Genomic DNA, 24,106 nt, shown 5'->3' with positions numbered 1-24,106 from the left:
ATTTTAGCTAAAAGACAATAAATATTTTGTTAAACCAAGCTATTTATTTTTTAAAAGCAGCCAGCTCGTGTATTTTACAGAAATTCCTGTGCCATATTCTGTCCAGCTAATATAATACCAGTAAGTAGCTGTAGGTACAGGCCTTCCACCTAATCTTCCGTCCCAAGTGTATCTGTTGCTTGGACTTCCTCTGAAGATTTCAGATCCGTAACGGTCAAATATTCTGAATTCCAGATTAGTATTGCTCATTAAAGCTGAATAATTGATCTCTTCATTATGTCCGTCTCCATTAGGAGTAATCGTATTGATCAGGTTGATAATAGCAAAGGGCTTTGTAACTTCTTCACAGAAATTTGAGTCTTTTACAAAAACACTATGTCCACCCCGTGGTACATTGTAGAAAACGTTTGAAAACTGCCAGGTTACCCCATCCAGAGAATACTCATAAGGAGGTGTACCGCCGCTTACTCCAACTGTTACCGTACTTCCATTAATTTCGATAGAAGTGATCATCGGAATAGGAGACTCTGTAACAGTAACATACTGCTTGTAAACACATCCATTAAAGGTAAGTTCCACCCAGTAACTTCCTACAGGAACATTGGTAATAGAAGGAGAAGTAGCTCCTGTGCTCCACAAGTATTTTTCAAATCCGGGACCAGCATCTAAAGTCGTAGTTGCTTTAGGACAGATGATCTTATCTTTTAAAAGATCTGATTTCTTGGGTTTTTTTACTGTTATTTTCACAGATCCTACTTCTGGACATATACCGTTTTTCTCGAATCTGATATAAAAGATCTGCGTTCCGGTAATATTTATTGTTGCTGATATTGCATTCGTGTCATTCTGTGCATCGGCCAGCGTTCCATGGAAGGTATAGGTAACATTCGGGTCTGCAGTAAACTGAGGTATGAATTGTGCCAGATTAACTGTTTTTATTCCGTCCAGGTCATCATCACAAATGCTGGTAACTACAGACGTTGTTATCAAAGGAATTCTGGCTCCTATACTGAACTGTAATGGCTTCACAACAACAGCGCAACCATCTGGAGATTCTACTCTTATGTAGATCGTTGTGGTAGCTGTATAGCTCCAGTTGTTAGGAAGTGTATTGTTATTGCCAGCATTGGCATCAGCAAGTGAAGCGTAATATCTTACATTGGTAAAATAGGCTGGGTTGTTAAGAACAATGCCTGTTACATTAGATAGTATAACGGTAACGGTTCCATCCATATTATCATCACAGAAAATACCGTTGTAGTTGTTTGTTACTACAGCCAGATTGTACAAAGAAAGAGTGATCTGAGCTATACTTTTACAGCCTATATTATTTTTTACGACAGCATACACAATGGTGCCATTCGGAGCTGTGTAAGCATTTGCTCCTGTGATTAGCGCACCCGGATTTTCTGTAATGGCATCTGCCATGGTTGGGTAGTAGGTAATACTTACTGGCGAATTGTTCGTTACATTAGCGGAAGTAAGGTCAAATGTTCCTTGTCCGTTAATATCGCATTCATGAAGTGTTACATTCATGACCGTAAGGGCAAGAATATTAAGAGTAACAGTTACCGTTTCACAATCCGTAAAAACAGGGTCGTCTCCACAGAATGTATAGGTGAAAGTATCTGTTCCCGGAGTTCCGGGTGTGGTAACGGTATAGTTAATGATGCCTGTTACAGGATCTATTACTGCTGTGCCTAAAGTAGGAGCTGTAACAATGGAAACTGTTGAAGGTACCGGAGTTTGTGTTGAGCTAGTGAATTGGGGAATAACAGTTTGTGTGTTACATACATTATAAGATGAAGTACTAAGCTTAGTACAGTTCAGTACTTTAAACTGCTCTGTCACCAAAGGAGCACATCTTCCCATCGTTACTGAACAGGTGTAATATCCTGATTGTGTGGGAGTAATGGAGGATCCTGTTGCTCCTGAAATAAGATTTCCATTCACATACCACTGATAGGTGTCATAAATAACCGGGTCTACCGTGAGCACAATACCTGGAACGCATGTCCCCCCAGACCTTAAGATAACAGGCTGAGTTGGAAAACCTGCAAAAAAGCCTCCATATCCTACCGCATCACTTCCTGCATTGATCCCAGCTGTGATCGCTTTATCTGAAACTATCGTGATTGTTCCTGTTACATTAGGAATGCCATAAGTGACCCAGTTGTTGGTGCCGGTCATATTAAAAGGACCGGTTGAAGCTGGAGGAATAACATTATTTACAGTGACGTTAGCTCCTTTTTCTGTAATGAGATTCAATTTTGTTGGAATATTGAGAACCCCTGATGGATTGGCATTAGAATGAACAAAATTTTCATCGATAAGCCCTAATTCATTGATCTGTTTTGGTAGATAGCAGTTCAGGGCAGGAATAAAATTGAATCCACCCGTAGCAATCTCACTTGTCGAAGCCGCTCCAGCGAGTAGTTGATAGACATAAGCATTTTTAGACGTTTTTAGATAAAGATTATAATGGTTGTTTCCTTGAAGCTTATATTTGGAACTTGGAATTATAAAATATTCACCGACATTTAAAGTGGCGAGAGGTGGTATCTCATCATTTACAAAAATTTGTGTATTATTTTCCGTAGCAATAACCAGAACTGTTTCCATATTGGATGTTATGCTCCCATTGCCTTTAACAAGGGCAAATTCTGTTCCCAGTTTTTCCACCGGCACAGACTGATCCATTAAAATATCAGAGCTGCTTATAAAGTTTCCTGCATACTGTCCGTTAAAATTTCCGTTGGTTACATTTACCGGTTTGTTTGAACTGATCTTTGCACCAATGAAGCCGTCAGAATTTCCAGCGATGGAGCCTTTTCCGTCAATCATATAAGACTGACCTTTATTGAGGCTAAAAGTCATAGTAGGATTAGTAACTCCTGTCGTTCCGTTTGAAAATTCAACGGCTGGCTTATAACCACTGACTGTAACCGTTGTATTATCTTCAGTGGCAAGAATACTGGTCATAAAATTTAAGATGGGATTGATGACCTTAATGGGTGCATAGGCTACATGAAAGTTTTTTCCCGTCGAAGAAATTCCTTTTGAAGTAATAATCTCAGCGTGATTAAATACAGAAAATCTCAGGTTGGCATAAAAAGGGAATTCTGCCTTTAGGTATAACCCTTTGGTTGTGGGGGTAAATAAATTTGCCTGATTGGAAGTAATAATATAGGTTCTTAAGACATCAAATTTTTGGGGACTATTTTTACTAATAGTTACCGTACCGATCAACACATTGTTGTTATATATGCTGACAGGAAAAGGTGTCGTTCTATTAGTCGATAAGTATAATTTTTGGTAGGGGTTGGGATTTGTTGTTCTGTCTACCATAGGTGCAAACCAATGTTCCCGGTCTAATTGAGCAAGGTTTAAGGTGAAAAAACAAAGTATAAATAAAAAAGATAAAATTTTCTTCATTCAGATAGTGAGTTTAACACAAATTTAATAATAAAAAGAATTGATTACTTCGAAAATTAATAAAAAAACCGCAATAAAAAAATTGCGGTTTTGAAACTTATATTTTTCAATTATTATTCTCTGCTTTTTACCAGAATCCAGCCTGTATATTTTACAGCGGTCTGCTTGCCCGCAGGCTCATTCCAGTGGATCTCAAACCAGTAGTTTCCGGTAGAAACTTTTTTGCTTCCGCCCAGAGTTCCGTTCCATTTATACCCATTAAATTGATCTCCCTGGAATATTTTGCTTCCATATCGGTCATAAATGGTAAACTGTAAGTTCTTTTTCCCTGCTAACAGAGAATAGTCGAGCACATCATTGACACCGTCATCGTTAGGTGTAATAGCATTGATGAGATTTGGGATGGTAATTTCCACCTTGATAGGGACACAATTATAACCGTCTTTTACATATACTGCTGAAATACCTCTCGCAACATCTGTAAATATATTGGAATCCTGCCATTGGATATTATCAAGAGAGTATTGGTAAGGAGGATTTTCACCTATAGCATATACCGTAACTGTGGTATTTGAAATGTCAATATTTGAAACAACCGGCTGGTCCGAAGCATATACCTTCACCGTCTGCAGGGTGGTGCAGTCACCTGTTTTCAGCCTTACCCAATAAGTTCCTACTCCTGCATTCTGAATAGCTTGGGTGGTTGCACCGGTACTCCATTCATAGCCACTGAAACCAGGACCTGCATCAAGTGTTGTTTTATCTTCCACGCAGATTATCTTATCAACAAGAACATCAGACTTTACAGGAGCAAGAACGGTAAGTGTAATTTCTGCAATTCTGTAACATCCGTTTGCGTTGCTCACTTTTACATAAGCCACACCGCTAGGAGCGATATAATTAGCTGGATTCAGGATCTCGTTGGTGCTGTTGTGAGCATCTGTAGGAGAAGGATAATATTTTTTTGTCACCCCAGGCTGAATCGTTACCGATGCATTGGTAAGGTTAAATAATCCTGTTACAGGGTTGTTGTCCAGGTAGCAAGCTCTTAAAGCCGCATTGTTGACCACAGGGCTTTCCGAAACAGTTAAATTTAAGGTCACTTCCTCACAGTCTGTGAAATCAGGGTTATTTCCACAGAATTTGTAGACGAAGGAGTCGGGGCCAACATAATTATAAGCAGGAGCATAGGAGATCACCCCAGTTGTAGGATCAACCACTGCATTCCCATTAGTAGGAGGCGTAACAATTATAACGCTTCCGGGTACTACAGACTGAGTAGAGTTGGTAAATGTAGGGACGATCAGTTTCACACCGTCGCATACTGTTTCGTTTAATGTTGTTTCTGTAAGACAAGTAAAAACTTTATAAACCGGAGTGGTTATAGGAGGGCATGATCCTACGGTAATCTTTACCGTATATTCACCTGATTGTGTCGGGATATAGGAATTAGATACGGCACCAGAAATAGGATTGTTATTTCTGTACCATTGGTAAGAATCAAAGCTGTCGTCTACTTCAAGCACAATGCCGGGAATACATTCACCGGTCTGCTTGGCGATAACAGGGATGGAAGAAAATCCTGCAAAATATCCACCATAACCTACTACACCACTTCCTCCTGAAATTCCTGCCGTTACAGCTTTCGATGAGGTGATGGTAACGTTTCCTGTAACATTCGGAACAGAATAAGATACCCATGAAGACGTTCCTGATACAACATAAGGTCCCTGAGCTGCAGGAGGTGTGGCTCCATTTACAGTGACTGCAGCACCAGTCTCTGTCAGGATATTCAGTTTAACATTATTGGTGGTAGGAGGCAGGATATTGATATTTCCAATTTCATCAATTCTCCTTGGAAGATAGCAGTTCAAAGGCGGAATATAGTTGAATCCAACTGTAGCATTACTGTTTGAAACGCCTGCCAATAATTGGTACACATAAACATTTTTGGTAGTTTTGATGTACATATTATAATGATTGTTACCTTGATTGATATAATTGGTGTTATTAAGTTTATTCACTCTGTAGCTTTCTCCTTCACTTAAAGTAACTGCCGGAGTTGTACCGTTGTTAATAAATACCTGTGTACCACCTTCGGTAGCTACGATCAGAGCATCTTCCATTCTCTCACTGATGTCTCCGTTTCCTTTTACAAGAACGAACTCATTTCCCAGCCTGTCTGTTGGAACAGACTGATCCATTACAATATCAGCTCCATCAAAGTAGCCTCCTGCCGGAATAATGGCAAACTGCCCGTTAAAATTTCCATTGGTCACCGAAACAGGCTTGTCTGCTTCTATTTTAGCTCCTATGAAGCCCTCTTTATTTCCGGCTTTATCTCCAACTCCTTCAACAATGTAGGACTGGCCTTTATTAAGAGTAAATGTAAGAGTTGGGTTGGTAACACCTGTCCATCCGTTGGCAAATATAACGTCAGGAGAATAGTTTGAAACAGTCACTGTAGTATTATCTTCAGTAGCCATAACACCGGTCGTGAAATTTAGTGCAACAACCGGGTTTTCTATAGGTGAAACTACCGCATAAAACTTTTTACCGATTCCGGCTTTTCCTTTTGAGGTAAGAATCTCTCCGTGGCTGCTTACCGAAAATCTAAGGGTTACAAAATATGGCTTTGTACCTTTAGTATAAAGTCCCTTATTTACTGTTGTGAACAGCTCGGAAGTATTGCTCGTGATAATACTTCCCAAGGGAACTGTAAAGGTCTGAGGCGCCCCTTTTGCAACGGTTACGGTTCCCAGCAATGTATTGTTACTATAAATTTCCACAGGAAACGGAGTAGTGGAATCTGTTGAGAAATACAGTGCCTGTTGCGGGTTAATGACATTTGTACTTCTTGCAGCCATAGGAGCAAACCAATGTTCTGTATCCCTTTGGGCAGAAAGTGAGTTTATAGCTGAAAAAAGTAGAAGAAAAGTTAGTAAAAAATTTTTCATTTATATGGGAATTATGATTGTCGCAAAAATAAGAGAATATTTGATGTGTAATTGTATAATAGTTAAAAATTATTGGTTTTTGGTTAAAAAAAAACCGCAATTATAAATTGCGGTTATCTATTTTTAGTAAAATGGGTTTATTCAATGTTTTTAACTAAAATCCATCCTGTATAATAGATTGGAGTTTTTTCTTTGTTGGTTTCGTTCCAGTTGATGTGATACCAGTAGGTTCCTGTTACAAGTTTCTTGTCATAATGTTTTCCATCCCATTTGTAATTATTGAATTTGTTTCCGGTAAATACCATATTACCATATCTGTCATAAATTACAAAAGAAAGATTTTCTTTATAGGCCAATGCGCTGTAATCAATAAAGTCATTTTTGTTATCACCGTTAGGAGTGATGGCATTGATAAGGTTAGGAACCGTTACTTCTACAGATGTAGGCTCACAGTTAAAGGCGTCTTTTACATAGAATGTATGCTGACCTCTTGTAAGTCCTGTGAAAATATTGGAATCTTGCCAATTCGCAGTTCCGTCTACCGCAAACTTATATGGAGCTTTTCCTCCGTTTACAATAACTGTAGCTGTAGTGTTGGAAATTTCAATTTTTGTGATTACCGGATCTTCTACTTTTCGTACTCTCACGACTTGTGGAAGGAGACATCCGTTTTTACCAAGGATCACAGTGTATTCTCCTATCCCTACATTTTGAATAGAGGCAGTAGTAGCCCCTGTACTCCATAGATAAGAGTCATATCCTGGGCCTGCATCCAGATTCGTTAAGCTGTCTACACAGATAAACTGGTCAACAAGAATTGGTGATTTTTTTATCGGAAGAGCAATTAGCTCAATTTTTGCAATGGCTGTACATCCTTCGCTGGTCGTTACTTTTACATAAACATATCCTCCAGTAGATGGATAATTGGTGATGTTAGTGATCTCATTTGTTCCTGCGTTTAGATCAGCCATTGAAGGATAATATTTCTTAAATACAGGATTATAATCACTAACAACAGCTTTCGTCAGATCAAAATAAGCATACGGATCTACATCATACTGACATGATTTGATTAAAGCATCTCTTACAACAAACGGGACTACCGTTAGGTTTAAAGTGATCTGCTCACAGTCGATGAACTCGGTGGCATTGCCACAGAATTTATAAACGATCTGGTCAGGACCATAATAACCTGAAGTAGGGGTATAAGTAATGGTTCCGTTAGGATTCACTACAGCTGTACCGTGCGTTGGAGCTGTGAGGATAACCAGCGTTCCCGCTACCGGTGTTTGTGTTGAAGATGTAAATGCAGGAGTAATTACTTTCGTTGAACATGCGCTCAATGTCTGTGTGGTCAGCTTTAAGCAGGTAAATACTTTATAAACCGGTGTTGTAACAGGAGGACATGTACCCATTGTTACTTTTACGGTATAGTTTCCTGAAGTTGCAGGTGAGAAAGTGTTGGCTGTTGCTCCTGGAATAGCTGTTCCGTTTAAGAACCACTGGTATGTTTCGTAGCCGTCATCCACTTCCAATACAATACCGGGAGCACATTCACCTGTTTTTTTAGCAATAACAGGAATTGAAGAGAATCCTGCAAAGTAGCCACCATATCCCACAGCTCCACTTCCTGCAGAAATCCCTGCTGTAACTGCTTTTGATGATGTAACAGTAACATTACCTGTTACGTTGGGTACAGAATAAGATACCCATGCTGTAGTTCCTGTTACGTTGAAGGGGCCTTGTACGATTGGAGCAGGAGTTCCATTTAAGGTAACGTTAATGACTGCTCCGGTTTCAGTAAGGATATTTAGTTTAATATTTTTTGTCCCACTGGAAAAGGTTTCCGGAAGTTCATTGATCAATCCTATTTCCTCAATTTTTCTAGGCAGGAAACAGTTCAAAGGCGGGATATAATTGAATCCTTCCGTTGCCGTACTGTTTGGAAGACCAGCCAGAAGCTGATATACATATGCATTCTTTGAAGTTTTGATGTGCATATTGAAGTGAGTACTTCCTTGGTCAATATATGGGAATATATAAGTATTGTTAGGCCCTTGCCCTACTCTCATCCATTCCCCCTCATTGAGGGTCTGGACAGGCGTAGTAGAGCCATTTAGGTATACCTGAGTGTCATTTTCTGTTGCGATGATCAGTGCATCTTCATCTCCGTCATCACTGTCTCCGTTTCCTTTTACAAGGACAAATTCATTACCTAATCTGTCAGTAGGAACAGATTGATCCATTACAATATCAGAGCCGGCAGATCCAGCGGCTGGCGGAAGGGCAAACTGTCCGTTAAAATTACCGTTGGTTACAGATATAGGTTTGTTAGATACTATTTTGGCCCCGATAAATCCTGTGGCGTTGGTTCCATTATTTTCTCTTCCTTCTATAATATATGCTTGACCTTTATTAAGCGTAAATGTAAGTGTTGGGTTGGTAGTTCCTGTAGTACCGTTAGAAAATTGTATTCCAGGGTCATAATCTGAAACAGTAACCGTAGTATTGTCTTCTGTTGCTAAAATTCCAGTTGTGAAATTTAATAAAGTTATAGTCTGACCTGTCATTGGAGAAGCAGCTGCATAGAATTTCAGTCCAATACCTGCCTTACCCTTTGAAGTTAATATCTCCCCATGACTGGTGACACTAAATCTGAAATTAACATAATATGGTTTCGCTCCTTTAGTATAAATTCCTTTACCAATAGGGGTAAACATTTCCGTTGCGTTCGATGTAATCATCGTAGCAGTGATAATGTCAAATGTTTTAGGGTCACCCTTCATAATGGTTACGGTTCCAAGCAGTACGCCATTGCTATATATTTCTACAGGAAACGGAGTTGTGGAATCGGTAGAAAAATAGAGCGCCTGCTTTGGGCTTGAAAGAGCAGAAGACTTAGCTGCCATGGGTGCAAACCAGTGTTCCGTATCCCTTTGTGCAAAGAGTACATTAATTGATAAAAGAAGTAATACTAAGCCGAGTAGAAATCTTTTCATGTGTGTGGAATTAGGATTTCTACAAATTTAAAATAATATTTGAAATAGTGTTAAATAAATATAACAAAAGTTAAAATTTATTCATGATTTTTAATTAAAAGTCTTACGAGATTCGAATCCGGTAATTTAGTATTTAGCTCGGCTAACATTGTCAAGTGCAGTAAGCTTTTAATAAATAAGCATTGACGCATAAAAAAAATCCGGTGAAATATTCACCGGAATTCGTATTGTTCTTTGAAAGATGATTAAGCTAAGCTTACTCTTACAAATCCTGTTACTTTAAGGTCTGCATTTACAGATTTCACATAGTCAGCAACAGAAATAGAGCTGTCTTTGATAAAATCCTGGTGTACCAAAGTGTTGTCTTTGTAGAATCTCTGCATTTTACCTTTCAAGATATTGTCGATAATGTTTGCAGGCTTACCTTCTTCAGTAAGTTTATGTCTTTCGATTTCTAATTCTTTATCGATCGTTTCCTGAGAAACTCTTGTTTCATCAAGAGCAATTGGGTTCATTGCAGCAACCTGCATAGAAACAGCTTTAGCAGCTTCGTCAGCTCCGTCTACTTTGGCAGAAAGTGCAGTGATAGCAGCGATTTTGTTTCCAGCGTGGATGTAAGCTCCCAAGAATGGTCCTTCAATTCTTTCGAAAGCTCCGATCTCAATTTTTTCACCGATAACACCAGTTTGCTCAATTAATTTTTCAGCAACGGTCATACCGTGGAAATCTGTAGCTAAAAGCTCTTCTTTTGTAGCTGCGAAGATAGCCATTTCAGCTAATTCGTAAGCAAGTTCAATAAAAGCTTCATTCTTAGCAACGAAGTCAGTTTCGCAGTTTAGAGAGATTACAGTACCTAAAGTATTGTCCTCATTTACTCTTGCGATTACTGCACCTTCAGAAGAATCTCTGTCAGCTCTGTTAGCGGCAACTTTCTGTCCTTTTTTTCTAAGGATATCTACCGCTTTTTCGAAGTCTCCTTCTGCTTCAACTAGAGCTTTCTTGCAGTCCATCATACCTGCACCTGTTTGGTTTCTTAATTTTGCTACGTCTGCAGCAGCTGGTGTATAAGACATAATATCTATTATTTTTTTATTTAAGATTAGTATTAATTTTTAGCTTAAATTTAAAGCAGTGCAAAGATAATGATTTTAATGATAAACTAAAAAATGACTTTTCACGTTATTGATATATTTAATACTATTTTAAAGACTTGATTAATGAAAAAAATCTTTTTCCTTCTCTTTTTATGCATTTTTACCCTCGGTTTTTCTCAAAAAAAGAAAAAATCGAAATCTAAAGCTGTTGTAGAAAAAGAAACCGTAATTATCTATACAGAGCAGGATGCAGAGTCTTCAAAAGAGGCAAGAGTCATTGCCGGTTTCCTGAAACAAAATCCCGGACATGCCAAAACTGATTATTTTAAAAGAAAACTGATCGATATGATCATGGCTGATAATTCTCCCGAAGCAAAACCTACCATTAAACCGATTAGTAAGGAAAAGATCGAAAGAATTGTTCAAAATAATGAACTGAATAGTGGCAAAGTGATGGCAGCCAATAAAGCATCAGCTGAAAATAATACCAAAAACACGGATAAAACGAATGATGCCATCAAGGCTTTGAAAGAAGAAAGACTGGCAAGTTTTGCTTCTACAGGCTCAGCCAAAACTGCAGGGGTTGCTAAAGCAGAACCCAGTGAAGCAAATAAGAAAACCGCAGCAATGCTTACTCATCTTTTTAATAATGATGTCAATAAAAATGAAGCTTATATCAATATCAAGAACAGATCAAGCTGCAACCTGATCGTTAAAATAAGCGGAAAAAAATATTATAATCTAAGTGTTCCTGCCAAAGGGCAGAATTTTATCCTGATAGATAAAGGAGAATATGTTTTGACCACTATGGTTTGTGATGCAAAATACTCTTCACTGAAGAAGATCACCCAGGATATCGAGATTGCGCTTAATGTAGCTGATTAATATTATATTGAAGAAAAAATAAAAATAAAACGGTTAAGAAATTTTCTTAACCGTTTTATTTTTATCCTTTAAACTGTCCCATCGCAATGAATTTCTCCTGCCTTTGGGTTTCAAGTTCCTGTCCTGAGAATTTAGAGAAAGCTTTAATATTCTGTAAAATTGAATGTTTCAAATTCAGATAAGCTACTTCCGGATCATATTGAGCACCTCCAAGTGGTTCTTCAATAATACCGTCAATGAATTTTTCTCTTAAAGCATCATTTGGAGTAAGATTCAGTGCATTGGCTGCATCTTCTTTGTGATCCCAGTTTCTCCATAAGATAGAAGAACAGCTTTCCGGAGCAATTACAGTATACCATGTGTTTTCAAGCATGTATACCTTGTTACCTACACCTATTCCCAAAGCACCGCCACTTGCTCCTTCACCAATAATATAGGTGAAAATTGGAGTTTTAAGCTGAACCATTTCAAAAATGTTTCTTGCAATAGCTTCACCCTGTCCTCTTTCTTCAGCTTCCAATCCAGGATAAGCTCCTGGTGTATCTACTAAAGTGATTACAGGAATTTTGAATTTTTCAGCAAGCTTCATCAGTCGTAAAGCTTTTCTGTATCCTTCAGGATTCGGCATTCCAAACCTTCTGTACTGTCTTTCTTTGGTGGTTCTCCCTTTCTGGGTTCCTATGATCATTACTTTCTGACCGTCCAATGTAGCTAAGCCGCCAATCATTGCAGGGTCGTCTGCAAAATTTCTGTCTCCGTGAAGTTCCAGAAAACTTCCTTTATCCACCATTCCGTTGATATAGTCAATCGTATAAGGACGGTCCGGATGGCGGGATAGTTGTACTCTCTGCCAAGGGGTGAGGTTTCCGTAGATCTCTTTTTTCTTTTCCAAGATCTTGTCCTCAATCTGGCTGCATGCTAATTTTACATCAACACCACTTTCTTCTCCTACTAAAGAACAAGTCTGAAGTTGATCCATTAGATCTTTTATAGGAAGTTCGAAACTTAAATATTCCATTTCTTGAAGTAAATTAAATCTTTCAAATTTATGAAAAATTATGAAAAACTATTTAAAATTATTGATAGCATTGTTTATTCGGGAGATACTTTCCTCTTTTCCAATAAGTTCCATGATATCCGGAACGTCCGGACCTTTCAGTTCGCCTACGAGGGTTAAACGGAGTGGCATCATCACTTTTCCCATACCAAGGCCTTTGTTTTCGGCAAAATCATGGACAGCCTGCTTTAAAGGCTCTGAAGCAAACTCAATGGTAGTAAGTTTTTCTGCTAGTTCTCCTAAAACTGCAGACGTTTCTTCGTTCCAGGCTTTTTTCGATGCTTTTTCGTCATAAGAAACCGGAGCTTCAAAGAAAAATCTTCCGTTTTCGTAAATATCTGTTGGAAAAGTTGCTCTTTCCTTCATCAGGCCGATGATCTTTATTAATTTTTCATCGGAAGCACCTGCAAAGTCAATATCTGTATTCTTTAAGATCTGAAGAAGCTCTGCGTCAGATTTCAATTGAATATACTGATGGTTGAACCATTCAGATTTTTCTTTACTGAACCTGGCACCTGCTTTATGTACCTTATGAAGATCGAATTCTTTGGCCATTTCTTCCAGGGTCAGAATTTCTTTATCATCTGCGGGAGACCATCCTAAAAGGGCAACCATATTGATGAATGCATCCGGAAGGTATCCGTTTTCTCTGTATCCTTTTGAAATATTTCCGGTTACAGAATCTTTGAAATCCAGTGGAAATACAGGGAATCCAAATTTGTCTCCGTCTCTTTTGCTTAATTTTCCTGAAAGCCCCTTCTTTAAGAACTGTTTTACAGAAGCCGTTATTTCATTGTCCTTATCATTTTCGCTCAGCATAGATTTAAACCTTGGGCTTTTTACCTCTGAAAAGAAGGATTTGATAATTGCTGCTGATTCGTCAAAAGAATACTGGCTGTTTTTCGTCACAAATTCTTCTGTAAAAGACTTCGTGATCCCGTCAATATTATCTTTATTGATTAAGGTTGATACATCAGGTTTCAGAATTAGTGAAAGGTGTGCAAATTGCGGAGCTTCCCAACCCATTGCTTCATACAATAAAGTGTGAAGGCCTAAAGATGGCAGCCATTCCTCACCGCGGATTACGTGGGAGATTTCCATTTCGTGATCATCAATAATGTTGGCGAAATGATACGTTGGCATTCCATCATTCTTTACAAGGACCTTATCGTCTAATGTGTTGGTATTGACTGCAGAATGTCCGCGGATGATATCTTCAAGATTCAGCGTTCTATCCACCGGCATCTTGAACCTCACCACATAAGGCGTTTTTTCATCCAGTAATTTCTGAACTTCCTCTTCAGAAAGTGCAACGCTGTTTCTCAGTTGGTTTCTGGTTTTGTTGTCATATGAGAAAACGTCTCCGTTTGCTTCAAATTCTGCACGGATGGCATCCAGTTCTTCAGAAGTATCAAAAGCGATATAAGCATAATCTGTTTTTAGGATCTGCTCGGTATATCTGTCATAGATATCTCTTCTCTCAGACTGTCTGTAAGGTGCAAATTTACCTCCTTTTTTAGGACTTTCATCAGGAATGATGCCGCACCACTCTAAAGCTTCTTCAATGTAGTCTTCTGCTCCCTCCACATATCTTGCGGTGTCTGTATCTTCTATTCGAAGGATAAACTCACCACCCTGGTTTTTAGCAAAAAGATAATCATATAATGCGGTTCTTACACCTCCCAAATGCAAAGGTCCAGTAGGACTTGGAGCAAAACGGACTCTTACTTTCTCCATTTCAATTAAAATTTTGATGCAAATTTACTTAAAATTATACGTTTATAAGATTTGAAGAATGCTTTTAAATCGATTTGATAGAATAAAATGGATTTTTTTAAATAAAATTATATTTTGTGAATATTGATGTAAGTAAAAAAAAATAATTTTTCCATTTCAATAAAGGAGATTAAATCTTTATAAACAGAACATTAATGGAATATAAAATCTCTTCTATGTGACTTTTATCATCAAAATAATTTTTATTCACTTGTAAGGGAGTATTACATTTGCACAGATTTTTAAACAAAAACTATGAAAAAACAAATTTCTTTTTGTGTTAGTGCTTTTCTAATGCTTTTTATGACTTCGTGTTCTACGGAAGAACTTAATAATGAGGTATCATCACTTAATCCTGAGAAATCTGACCGCTTATTGGCAGGCAAAGTTGCCGGTGACGGTCTCTATGATGTTTTAGGACATGGCTATGATGTTGCTGGAGAATATGCAAATGCTACAGCAGCGGGATTTCAAGTAATTGATGTTAACCGTTTTAAGGATGAGCAAGTAGGAAGATTGATTACAGAAAATACATTTTCTCAGGAATATACTGAAGAATATGGTGAAAATGCAGAAACCTATTCTAAAATGGTTTCCACAAAAGTAAACGCAACTGCAGGAATTCCTTTATTTAAAAAGGTACTTTCTGTTTCTTTTAATTCCGCAGTCACCAATACGAATAAATATGATGCAAAGTATATTTATGGCAGCTATAACCTTACAATTAAACAAAAAAGATTAAGATTTAATGCTACGGCAGATATGTTGGGTGATTATTTAACGCCCGAATTTACTCAGGATTTACAAACGAAAACTCCGCAGCAGATCGTAAGTGATTATGGAACACATGTAGCTGTGGATATTTATACAGGAGCTAAATTGGATGTCATGTTTCAGGCAGAAACAATGAATCAAAGTCGTGATCATGCTGCAAGAGTAGGAATTAAAGCCGGTATGAAAGATATTTTTGATGTTGACGTTACCAATGATGTGAATACTTCAACATCAAACCAAAACTATTCAAAAAAATTATCATACAGAACAAGAGGAGGAAATCCTGCCATAGGATTGATCGGAGAACTTAATCTGGATCAGACTAATCCTAAAATTAATATTTCAAACTGGCAGAGCAGTTCGAATGTAAATAATTCGGTTTTAGTGGATTTTGGTAATAATGGATTGGTACTTATTTATGATTTGGTAAAAGATGCATCTAAAAAAGCTCAGCTTAAGGCGTATGTAGATCAATATCTGATTGATAATAAAGTATATTTGGAATTTAAAACAGTTCAAATTCACAGATATTTTAATGGCATAGATCATTATTATACAAGAACAGCCGGAAATTATGGAGGCTATAATTATGAAGGAGTAGAGTTTAATGCATTCATTTATAAAGCTCCAAACACAGTTCCTATTTACAGATATTATAACGGTAAAGATCATTATTATACAAAAACACCAGGATATTACCAAGGCTATGTTGATGAAGGAATTGAGTTTAATGCTTTTTCTACACAACAGCCAAATACAGTCCCTATTTACAGATATTGGAACGGGAAAAATCATCACTATACAAAGTCGAGTGTAAGACCAAGTGGCTATGTATATGAAGGAATAGAATTTTATGCTTACTAATACATAATAAATAATGTGAAGCAGTAAAACATAGGAGTTTTACTGCTTTATTTTTTAGAAATGATCTCAACTATATAAGCTCTAATCTCCATCTTTTATTTTATCATTATAAGTTTAAAAAATAAGACCGGATTTTTGTATTTGATCCTGTACTTTTCTTTTTTCCATTCGGTTTGCAGTCTTTCTTTTTCAGATTCAGAATCTGTTTCTGATAATAAGATCTCGTATTTGAAATGGATAAGCTTAAGCCTGTATTTTTTATAAAGCTCTTTGTCAGCTTTTATATAATCAATGTATTTATTCGTTACCTTTTCGTACGAATCTTTCATCAGCTTCCAGTTTCTGGAAAGACTGGTGGAAAGAATTCTGTAGTAGAAGAGCTTTTTGTCAATAAATCCAATTCTGTAGCCTTTGGAAGTAAGCCTTAGATTCATATCCCAGTCTTCAGTATTGATGTTTTCATCAAACGGATGTTGTGTCAGAATTTCTCTTTTTACAAACGTTCCTACATTGGCCGTTTTATTTTCTGCTACATTTTCATGAAAGAAATTAGTAAGACTTTCTATGACGTGTTTTTTCTCCTTCGGACTGTATGCATCCGTGGTTTTATCTTCAGACTGATAATATTTATAGCCATCGGAAAGAATAAAATCTACCGGATTTTCTTGAATATAAGATACTTTTTCTGCAAGGCTGTCTTCTGTATACCAGTCGTCTCCAGACAGGAGGGAAACATATTCTCCCGAAGCCTCTGAAACGGCAATGTTGATGTTTTTAGCTACTCCAAAACTTTCAGTATTCCGGATCATTTTATAGTGCTGGCCGAATTGTGAAAGTACCCGTTCTGCCTTTTCAAATGTATTGTCCTGTGAGGCATTATCCAGCAGAATGATTTCATAATTGGGGTAGGTCTGAGAAATGGCAGACTGGCATGCCTGTTCAATGAACTTTTCATGATTCATCGTGATAATGATAAGACTGACAAGCGGCGGGTTATTCATTATTTAAATATACTGATTTTAGATGGGACGAATTTAATTACTGTACACCGTAAAGTTTTCAGTTTTTTCAATTATTTTTTTGTGTTTCATCAGCTCAAGGGTGATGGAACTGATAAAAAAGCCTTCTTTATAATTTACAAAAAGATTATTGTCTACCGCTATGGTGTTGTTCTTTAGTCTTTTAAAGTCGTTTCTCCAGCTTGGATATTCAATATCGATCTCCCATGAGGCCCGGTCAGGGAAGCTTGCATTAATAATATCCAGAAGGGGAGAGGCAGGCAGAAAATATAACATCTCTGTGCTTTTTATTGATCTGCTGTGCTTCTTTTATATAAGTATATTCTTTTTCTGAAACCAGTAATCCTGACACTGCCGGAACGTTTTTAATAAAAATATGTTTAGAGGTAAGACTGTCTGAAGAATAAGGATATTTTATTCTGTATACTGAAAAAATAGTTAATGTGATTGCCCATACAGGGATGAAAAACCGATCCTGCTTTTCTATGAACCTGTAAAGAAGAATTAAAATAAAGAATAGAGGAGTATTGTATCCCCAGGAAATAGATGAACTCCACCCAAGGAACAGCATTAAAAATATAAATTTATTCTGTCGTTCATATTTTAAAAATAAAACAAACAACAGCATATATAGCACATACACTCCTTTGAATAATCCGTCATTAAAAAAAGGATAGATAATAAACAAAGGCAGTATGACAACCAGTATTGTTTCAAAGACTGTTCTTTTGATATTTAAAAAATAGACAAGGATTAATGAAAGAATATAAAGGATAGTGTGAAAGTTTTTATCAAAAAAAAGATAAGGAGCTATGCAGCCATCATAAAGGTAGGAAGTAGAAGGTGATTGTAAAACCTGTTCGACAAATAAGCCGAAATTTTCAAAAATTTGGTATTGAATCAGTACAGCGAGTAAAAATATCAGTGAAGGAACAAACAGGTATAAATCTTCTTTTCTGATTGTAAATTTTTTAAACAGATCAATCAGTACAAATACTGATGCCCCGAGTCCAAAAACTACAAATGACTGTTTGGTAAGGGCTGCAAATACAATAAAAATAAGGGAACTCAGGTACCATTTTTTTTTATAAAACAGGATGGCAAACACTGAAAAAAAAATTCCGTCTATGGTATGCCATGGCATCAGAGGGAAGGTATGAAGAAAACATAATACAAGGAATACAGTAGTCTGCAGATCTTTCCTGTCAAAAATAATTCTCTGGATCACATGGCAGATTATAAAGCTTTCCGCAATAACAAGAATTCTTGACAATAAGATTAAATAATCAAAATTTTGCGGAATAAACCTTAGAAGGCAGTCCCAGAAAATAATCCCGAAAAAAGGACGGATAAAATCAAAATCCTTATAGATAGCCTGCCCGGCTTTTAACCTTCCTACTGCAGATAATTGAAATCCTAAATCAACCTGATTAATAGAATAGACACTTATGAAGGCAAGATATAAAATGGATAAAAATAATATTCCGTACGAGAAAATCTGTTTTCTAAGAGTAGGGACTGAATTCATACGTTGTAATGATCATCTGATTAAGCTGTATCTTCCTTATTGATTAGTTTATCCATATACTCACGGAAAACTTCAGGATCCAGCCTATAATCCTCATGGAAACCTTCGTGATCCTGTGGGTAGATGTAAAAATAAAGATCAAACTTCACTTCTGCCGCCAGAGTAGAGAAGATGGCAAAATCTCCCCACACTGCACTGAACCAGGAAAGACCTTTTGCTCCGGGGTTGGCAAACAGAACATTCGTCCAGGCTGCGCCGCTTGGACCGATAATATATTCAGCATTGTTGACCAGGTAGATTTGCTCGTGGATGTTCAGGTCTTCAAAAAAGACTTCTTCAAAACCATATTTTTTTGCTATTCCGAAGATTTCTTCCTCGTTATATTTTCTATATTGAGATCTTCTGGAAATAAAGATTTTTTTAACAGGCTTGATGCGGACTTTAGTAAGATCCAAATTATCAAACGCCGTTTTTCTTAGGTATTGAAGAGAAGATTTTGACATTTTAGCAAATCCTACTTCATAATTTTCGCCGGGCATAATGTTGGGAACAGCATAATTCGTGCTCGTGATATGCCACAGCTTTTTAAACTGGTAGTAATTTTTTTCATGACTTAAAAATAGAATTTTATAATCTTTGAGAAAGAACATCAAAAGATCTTTCAGATTTTCAACCTTCTGTACGTCTTCATCTATGATGATCAGTTTATTTTTTGCATCAGGAATATGCTGGAAAAATTCAACCTTAGATAAAATATCTACCAGAAAATGATAATAATTGAAGGTGAAAGTTCCGCCCAGAAAAATAGCTTCTTCATCATAGTAAACATTCTTATGATTCTTGACCTTTGCAAGAGTCATAGAATGCTGCATCAAATTGTTTGTATTATAAACATAAATGGTCCTGTCATCATCATGCCACTTTTCATAAAAGATTTTTTCCTTTTTTAAATCTAAAAAATACGTGGAATTGGGAATGCACAGCACATTCTGAAGAGCAAGGATCTCTACGGAATTTTTAGGTGTCTTTACAGAAACCTGAAGAGCACCAAACGTTTTAGGCAGAAAAAGCTCTGCCTCCTGTTTTTCACTTACCTTAATTCTTTCTGTACAGTATTCAGATGGTATAGAATCCAGAGGCAGGAAATCTGTCACAAGCCTTTTTGCTTTTCTGAAAAAAGACTTGATATAATATTTTTTCCTAAGTGCTTTAAGCTCTTTTTCTAGATTCTCAATTTGTTCCTTTGCATTCATATTCTAAAACTTAGGATAACCTAAGAAATTCAGTTGCGGTTTCCTGTTAAATACACTTATTTATTTGATTGACTGGTAATAGCTAATGGTTTTATCCACCATTTTATCAATACCGAATTTTGATTCTATTAATTGTCGTGCATTCAATGATAGCCTGTTCCTCAGATCATCGTCTTCAAAAATAAGACTCAGCTTTTCATGGAAGTTGCCTTCCTTAGCAATAAGGCCGTTCACCGGTTCCTGTATGATCTCTTTAAAAGAATCTATAGCAGAACATACAACCGCTTTTTGCATGGCCATTACTTCAAGCAAAGATAAGCTAAAATTTTCACCTTTGGAGGGGAAGCATACGGTCTCTGCCTGGTTAATAAGCTTTACGATTTCCTTCCCTGATTTATTTCCGTAGAAATAGATGGCATTCCTGGTTTCAGGATCTGGAATAGTCTCTGTAATGTAAGTAGGGTAATGATTAGGGTTTCCTATGAAGTGCAGCGAAGCCTCAGGATAATCTTTTTTAAGTTGAATGAATGCATGAATAACCGTTTCTGCTCCTTTTTCAAAAGAAACGTTTCCCAAATAAAAAATAGATTTAGGGATGATTTTCCGGTTTTCAAAAGGCCTGTAGAATTTTTCATCAATACCATTGTAGATCAATTCCGGATCTTTAATAGCGAAAAGACTTTTATTGATCTGCTCATTATATCTGGATATCGTAATGATGTTTTTTGAGATCTTGAAGGCCTCTTTTTCGCAAAATATTCTTCCTTTATGGACTTTTTTATATCCAAAATATTTTTCCAGTACAGACCATGAACCATGGCACCTGATCACATAAGGAATTTCCTTTGGGATAGAAAGAGCCATTCCGTCAAAATCATGGGTTTCTGCAATATCGAAATGAAGATTGTTTTTTCTGATCCAGGTATTTATTTTATCTGAAATAATTTTTTTCTCGAATAGATAAGTCTTAAAATGAAACTGTTCCAGTGCTTTTACTTTTCCTGTAAATGACCTTACCAGTTCCAGAATTGGATTTGCTTTAAAAATATCTTTAACAGAATGAATTTTCACACCCTCTTCCTCAATTTCAAATGCAAATTTTGAGACCAGGAAAACATGTACTGAGATCCCTTTTTTGATAAGTTCTGAACATAAGTTTTTGTAAAAAACACCCGTGCCTCCTATTTTGGGAGTTTGGGAACATTGATATTCCCGGGTTACGATCAGCACATTTTTTATTTCTTTCATGAATTCAGTTTAAAGACAGTATCCACCCAATTGTCCAGAGTGTACTTATAATAAACTTCTTCCGGCAGCTTTTCGTATGGTGTCCTGAAAAAATCTTTTTTTACATTACGGAAATTCTTATCCAGCACCAAAATATTATGAGGATTATAAAAATCGTAGGTCTTTATCGTAGGATTATCTGTAATCACCTTTTTTTCCAGAGCCATTGCTTCGAATATCCTGAAACTTAATCCTGTCTGGTCTGCACGCATCAGGTCGAGAATGACTTTGGTATTTCTATAATAGGAAGGAAGTGCGTGATGAGGTATTTTTTTTCTTCCGAATTTTAAAATTTCAATATTCTTTTTGTCAAAAATCTGGTTCAGCTTATTTTTCCAGCCTTTCTTTCCGGCAATGTATACCTGAAATTTTATTTTCAGAGGATGTAGCCTGTTGATCAGCAGATTTAAAGCGGTCAATCTTTTCTGGTCATAAGACGTAATATAGAACAGATCCAGCTTTGGATGTTGTTTGTCAGCCGGAACATGATCAAGATAATTGTAATTCGTAATTTTTTCAAATCCAAAATTTTTCACATCCTCATCATCGAAAGAAAATGTAGTGTCGAAATAATGAAGGAGATGAGTGGCTGGGTTTCTGGCCATACTGTCATAAAGATAAGCAATATTGCGGTCAGCATATTCCCGGATCTTCTTATGGATCTCCTCTTCAATAGCTTCAGGATTAATGACGAGGATCTGATCCTGTTTTCCTATTTTTTCCAGAGATTCCAGTATGAAACTTTGTCTTTTGTGATGTTTCGGGTTTTTACCCAGAAAAATCTTACTGAAAGTGTTTTTTATACGCTCCCCGGTATTTTTGTGAGTAAAGGCTCCGATGTTGATGTGACACGCTTGAATGCCTCTATCACTCAGTTTTTCAACTATGTGCTCGTCGTAATGCCAGAAATCGAAGCTGATTAAACAAATTTTCATACTGCAAAAATAAAAATTTCATATTTAAATTTATATTTTTGATGCAAAGCCTGACTGAAATGGAAAAAAAAATCCTTATTGATGCTGAAAGATTAAAGTACCCGAAGTCGGGAATTGCCAACGTATGTGTTTCATTAATAAAGGGATTAGATGAAAAAACGTCTGATTTTGAGTATACTCTTTTTGGTCCGAAAAAAAATATTCCACACACGAAAAAAAACTTTAAAATCATCAATTGGAAGTTTTGGCACAAGAAATTCTCTTTTAGTACCGGCTCTTTTGCTCTGATTCATACTGCTCATCAGCTTTCCCGTTATTTTTATACCATAAAAAAAGAGCAGAAAAAGGTGGTGACCCTCCATGATCTTAATTTTTTGCATGATGGAAGTCCGAAACAAAAAGTGGAAAAAAGCACAAAACTCGTTCAGAAAAATATTGGAAATGCAGATGCGGTTGTTTGTATCTCTGAATTTGTGAAAGATGATTTTATCAAAAATAAAAATCTTTTTTCTTTAAAAAATAAAGTAAGGGTAGAGGTGATTTATAATGGACTGATATTTCCCAATAATACAGAATTTAATTCTAAAACAACATACAGCTTTATCGGGAAGAAGTATATTTTAAATATCGGCGTACTTTTCCCTAAAAAAAATCAGGAAGTCCTGCTGGATCTTATTTCAAAAAATGATAAGGAGCTTGTGTTGATAACTTCCTCTGCAAAATCTGCTTATAAAGAGAGGTTTTTAGAAAAAATCAAGGCTTTAGGACTGGAAAATAGAGTACATATTCTTGAAAATATAGATAATGATGAGAAATATTTTCTTATCCAGCATTGTGAATCTTACTGTCATCCATCTTTGGCAGAAGGCTTTGGAATCCCACCAGTAGAAGCCATGTATTTTGGTAAGCCTGTGTTTTTAAGCCGTCTGACCAGCCTCCCGGAGATTGGGGGAGATTTGGCTTTTTATTTTGACGATTTTTCGCCTGAAGATATGCAACAGGTATATGCCCACGGAATGCAGACGTATGGCGCCAAAACTGATGAATATGCACTGAAGTTAAGAGAAAGAGCCTTAAAATTTGGGTACCGTGAGATGGCTGGAGCTTATGAAAAATTATATGGAGAGCTTCTGAATTAAAGTTTGATCTTTCCCAGTCTTAATTTCCATTTAAATACATCAAAACTGTCGCCTCCTTTAATATCTATCCTTTTGATCTCAAAATTATTCTGCCACGGATAATATGCAATATTATTTCCGATACGCACTGCAGAAGTAATTCCTGCTTTTTTCAGCATGGCAAAGAATTCTTTTTTCTGTTCTCCTTTTTTTGGAAATTTACCATAAGGGTAGGCCAGTACTTTGGTAAAAGTAATTTGTTTTTCTTCGAGAGTACGGATGTTTTCCTGAAGATCATTTTCTGCTTCCTGCAGCGAGATTTGTGAATAATTGCTGTGGGAATGGCTATGCAGAGCAATTTCAACAAATTCAGGATTAAGTGATCTGATCTCTTCAAATGTCATCATATTGCGGCTTTCATCTGCAGTATCGTTCTGGATAAGCCCGGTTGGAATGAAGATCGTCGCTTTCAGTCTGTATTTTTCCAGCAAAGGAATAAGGTATTGCCGGTTATTCAGATAGCCGTCATCAAAGGTCAGTATGAGTTTGTTTGTTTGCTTTTTATTGGCTTCCAGTTCGCTGAAAAACAGTGTGTTATAATTGTTTTTGATGTATTGCAACTGCGTTTCCAAATTTTCTGTAGAAACGGTCAGAGAGTCTTTACCAGGGATTTCTTTCTCCGGCAGAACTTTATGATACATGAGGATGCGGACGCTTTCTGTGCTTAAAAATCCAAGTGTCCTTTTAACAAATCTGAGCATGGTTATCTGAATTGTGGAGCTGTTAATTTCTGAAATTTATCCCTGGAAATTAATGATAGCCCCAATCATTCTATTGTTTATTTAATGACTAATTGATTGTCTGATTATATACTATAAGTCTGTATAAATATACATTTGTTACAACCTTCAAATTTAATTAATTATTGAATGCAGGAACTTAAAAATACATTAAAATAAGAGGTAAAGAACTGAACAGCCATTGATAAAATTAAAGAAAAGAATGTTAAGCTGGGGTTTAAAAAGATCAACATACAATATCCGGCTATCCATTACCATTTATTTTTAGATAAAGAAAAGCCGGATGATACAATTGATTGGTATTCCGGCTGATATGGGTTTGAAT

The 24,106-nt window shown here is 36.7% G+C and carries 16 protein-coding genes; 3 read left to right on the top strand and 13 right to left on the bottom strand.

The features are described from left to right. Positions 1-39: 39 nt before the first annotated feature. From QF044_RS16080 to tsf, 4 genes are all read right to left on the bottom strand, one after another. Complete coding sequence (locus QF044_RS16080) at positions 40-3,435, bottom strand: T9SS type B sorting domain-containing protein (protein ID WP_307269371.1); 3,396 nt, start codon at positions 3,433-3,435, stop codon at positions 40-42. 113 nt (positions 3,436-3,548) lie between these two features. Next, positions 3,549-6,392, bottom strand: a complete 2,844-nt coding sequence (locus QF044_RS16075; protein WP_307269368.1) for a T9SS type B sorting domain-containing protein — start codon at positions 6,390-6,392, stop codon at positions 3,549-3,551. A gap of 137 nt (positions 6,393-6,529) precedes the next feature. After that, positions 6,530-9,391, bottom strand: coding sequence for a gliding motility-associated C-terminal domain-containing protein (locus QF044_RS16070; protein ID WP_307269365.1), 2,862 nt, complete (start codon positions 9,389-9,391; stop codon positions 6,530-6,532). 245 nt (positions 9,392-9,636) lie between these two features. Next, entirely contained in the window at positions 9,637-10,464 is an 828-nt protein-coding gene (gene tsf / locus QF044_RS16065; protein ID WP_307269363.1) for a translation elongation factor Ts, read from the bottom strand. A 144-nt stretch (positions 10,465-10,608) separates the two neighbouring features. Here tsf and QF044_RS16060 point away from each other — a divergent pair, with 144 nt between their 5' ends. Continuing rightward, positions 10,609-11,370, top strand: a complete 762-nt coding sequence (locus QF044_RS16060; protein WP_307269361.1) for a DUF6759 domain-containing protein — start codon at positions 10,609-10,611, stop codon at positions 11,368-11,370. A 61-nt stretch (positions 11,371-11,431) separates the two neighbouring features. On the opposite strand, the gene QF044_RS16055 is transcribed toward QF044_RS16060, so the two are convergent. Together QF044_RS16055 and gltX are read right to left on the bottom strand one after the other, a co-directional pair. Next, positions 11,432-12,388: an acetyl-CoA carboxylase carboxyltransferase subunit alpha gene (locus QF044_RS16055; RefSeq protein WP_307269358.1), complete on the bottom strand. Its 957-nt coding sequence runs from the start codon at positions 12,386-12,388 to the stop codon at positions 11,432-11,434. A gap of 48 nt (positions 12,389-12,436) precedes the next feature. Next, positions 12,437-14,164, bottom strand: a complete 1,728-nt coding sequence (gene gltX / locus QF044_RS16050; protein ID WP_307269356.1) for a glutamate--tRNA ligase — start codon at positions 14,162-14,164, stop codon at positions 12,437-12,439. 294 nt (positions 14,165-14,458) lie between these two features. On the opposite strand from gltX, the gene QF044_RS16045 reads away from it, so the two are divergent. After that, on the top strand, positions 14,459-15,841 hold the full coding sequence (locus tag QF044_RS16045; RefSeq protein WP_307269353.1) for an MAC/perforin domain-containing protein: 1,383 nt from the start codon (positions 14,459-14,461) through the stop codon (positions 15,839-15,841). A 95-nt stretch (positions 15,842-15,936) separates the two neighbouring features. On the opposite strand, the gene QF044_RS16040 is transcribed toward QF044_RS16045, so the two are convergent. Genes QF044_RS16040 through QF044_RS16015 form a run of 6 tightly spaced genes read right to left on the bottom strand, consistent with a single transcriptional unit; the run spans position 15,937 to position 21,863 of the window. Further along, positions 15,937-16,842: a glycosyltransferase gene (locus tag QF044_RS16040; protein ID WP_307269351.1), complete on the bottom strand. Its 906-nt coding sequence runs from the start codon at positions 16,840-16,842 to the stop codon at positions 15,937-15,939. A 33-nt stretch (positions 16,843-16,875) separates the two neighbouring features. Then, entirely contained in the window at positions 16,876-17,136 is a 261-nt protein-coding gene (locus QF044_RS16035; protein WP_307269349.1) for a hypothetical protein, read from the bottom strand. Next, on the bottom strand, positions 17,093-18,388 hold the full coding sequence (locus QF044_RS16030) for a hypothetical protein (RefSeq protein WP_307269347.1): 1,296 nt from the start codon (positions 18,386-18,388) through the stop codon (positions 17,093-17,095). The genes QF044_RS16035 and QF044_RS16030 overlap by 44 nt, the downstream gene beginning before the upstream one ends. 20 nt (positions 18,389-18,408) lie before the next feature. Next, a complete protein-coding gene (locus QF044_RS16025; RefSeq protein ID WP_307269344.1) occupies positions 18,409-19,641 on the bottom strand; it encodes a DUF563 domain-containing protein in 1,233 nt (410 codons plus the stop codon). A gap of 60 nt (positions 19,642-19,701) precedes the next feature. After that, positions 19,702-20,889, bottom strand: coding sequence for a glycosyltransferase family 4 protein (locus QF044_RS16020; RefSeq protein WP_307269342.1), 1,188 nt, complete (start codon positions 20,887-20,889; stop codon positions 19,702-19,704). Beyond that, entirely contained in the window at positions 20,886-21,863 is a 978-nt protein-coding gene (locus QF044_RS16015) for a glycosyltransferase (protein WP_307269340.1), read from the bottom strand. The genes QF044_RS16020 and QF044_RS16015 overlap by 4 nt, the downstream gene beginning before the upstream one ends. A 59-nt stretch (positions 21,864-21,922) precedes the next feature. On the opposite strand from QF044_RS16015, the gene QF044_RS16010 reads away from it, so the two are divergent. Continuing rightward, positions 21,923-23,002, top strand: a complete 1,080-nt coding sequence (locus tag QF044_RS16010) for a glycosyltransferase family 1 protein (protein WP_307269338.1) — start codon at positions 21,923-21,925, stop codon at positions 23,000-23,002. Here the strand turns inward: QF044_RS16010 and QF044_RS16005 are convergent. Further along, positions 22,999-23,742 (bottom strand): polysaccharide deacetylase family protein, encoded by a 744-nt coding sequence (locus QF044_RS16005; RefSeq protein WP_307269336.1) that lies wholly within the window; start codon positions 23,740-23,742, stop codon positions 22,999-23,001. The genes QF044_RS16010 and QF044_RS16005 overlap by 4 nt on opposite strands. Positions 23,743-24,106: the final 364 nt, after the last annotated feature.

Origin of the sequence: Chryseobacterium sp. W4I1 (assembly GCF_030816115.1) — a bacterium.
GTDB lineage: Bacteria > Bacteroidota > Bacteroidia > Flavobacteriales > Weeksellaceae > Chryseobacterium.
This window is presented reverse-complemented; position numbering and strand designations above follow the sequence as displayed.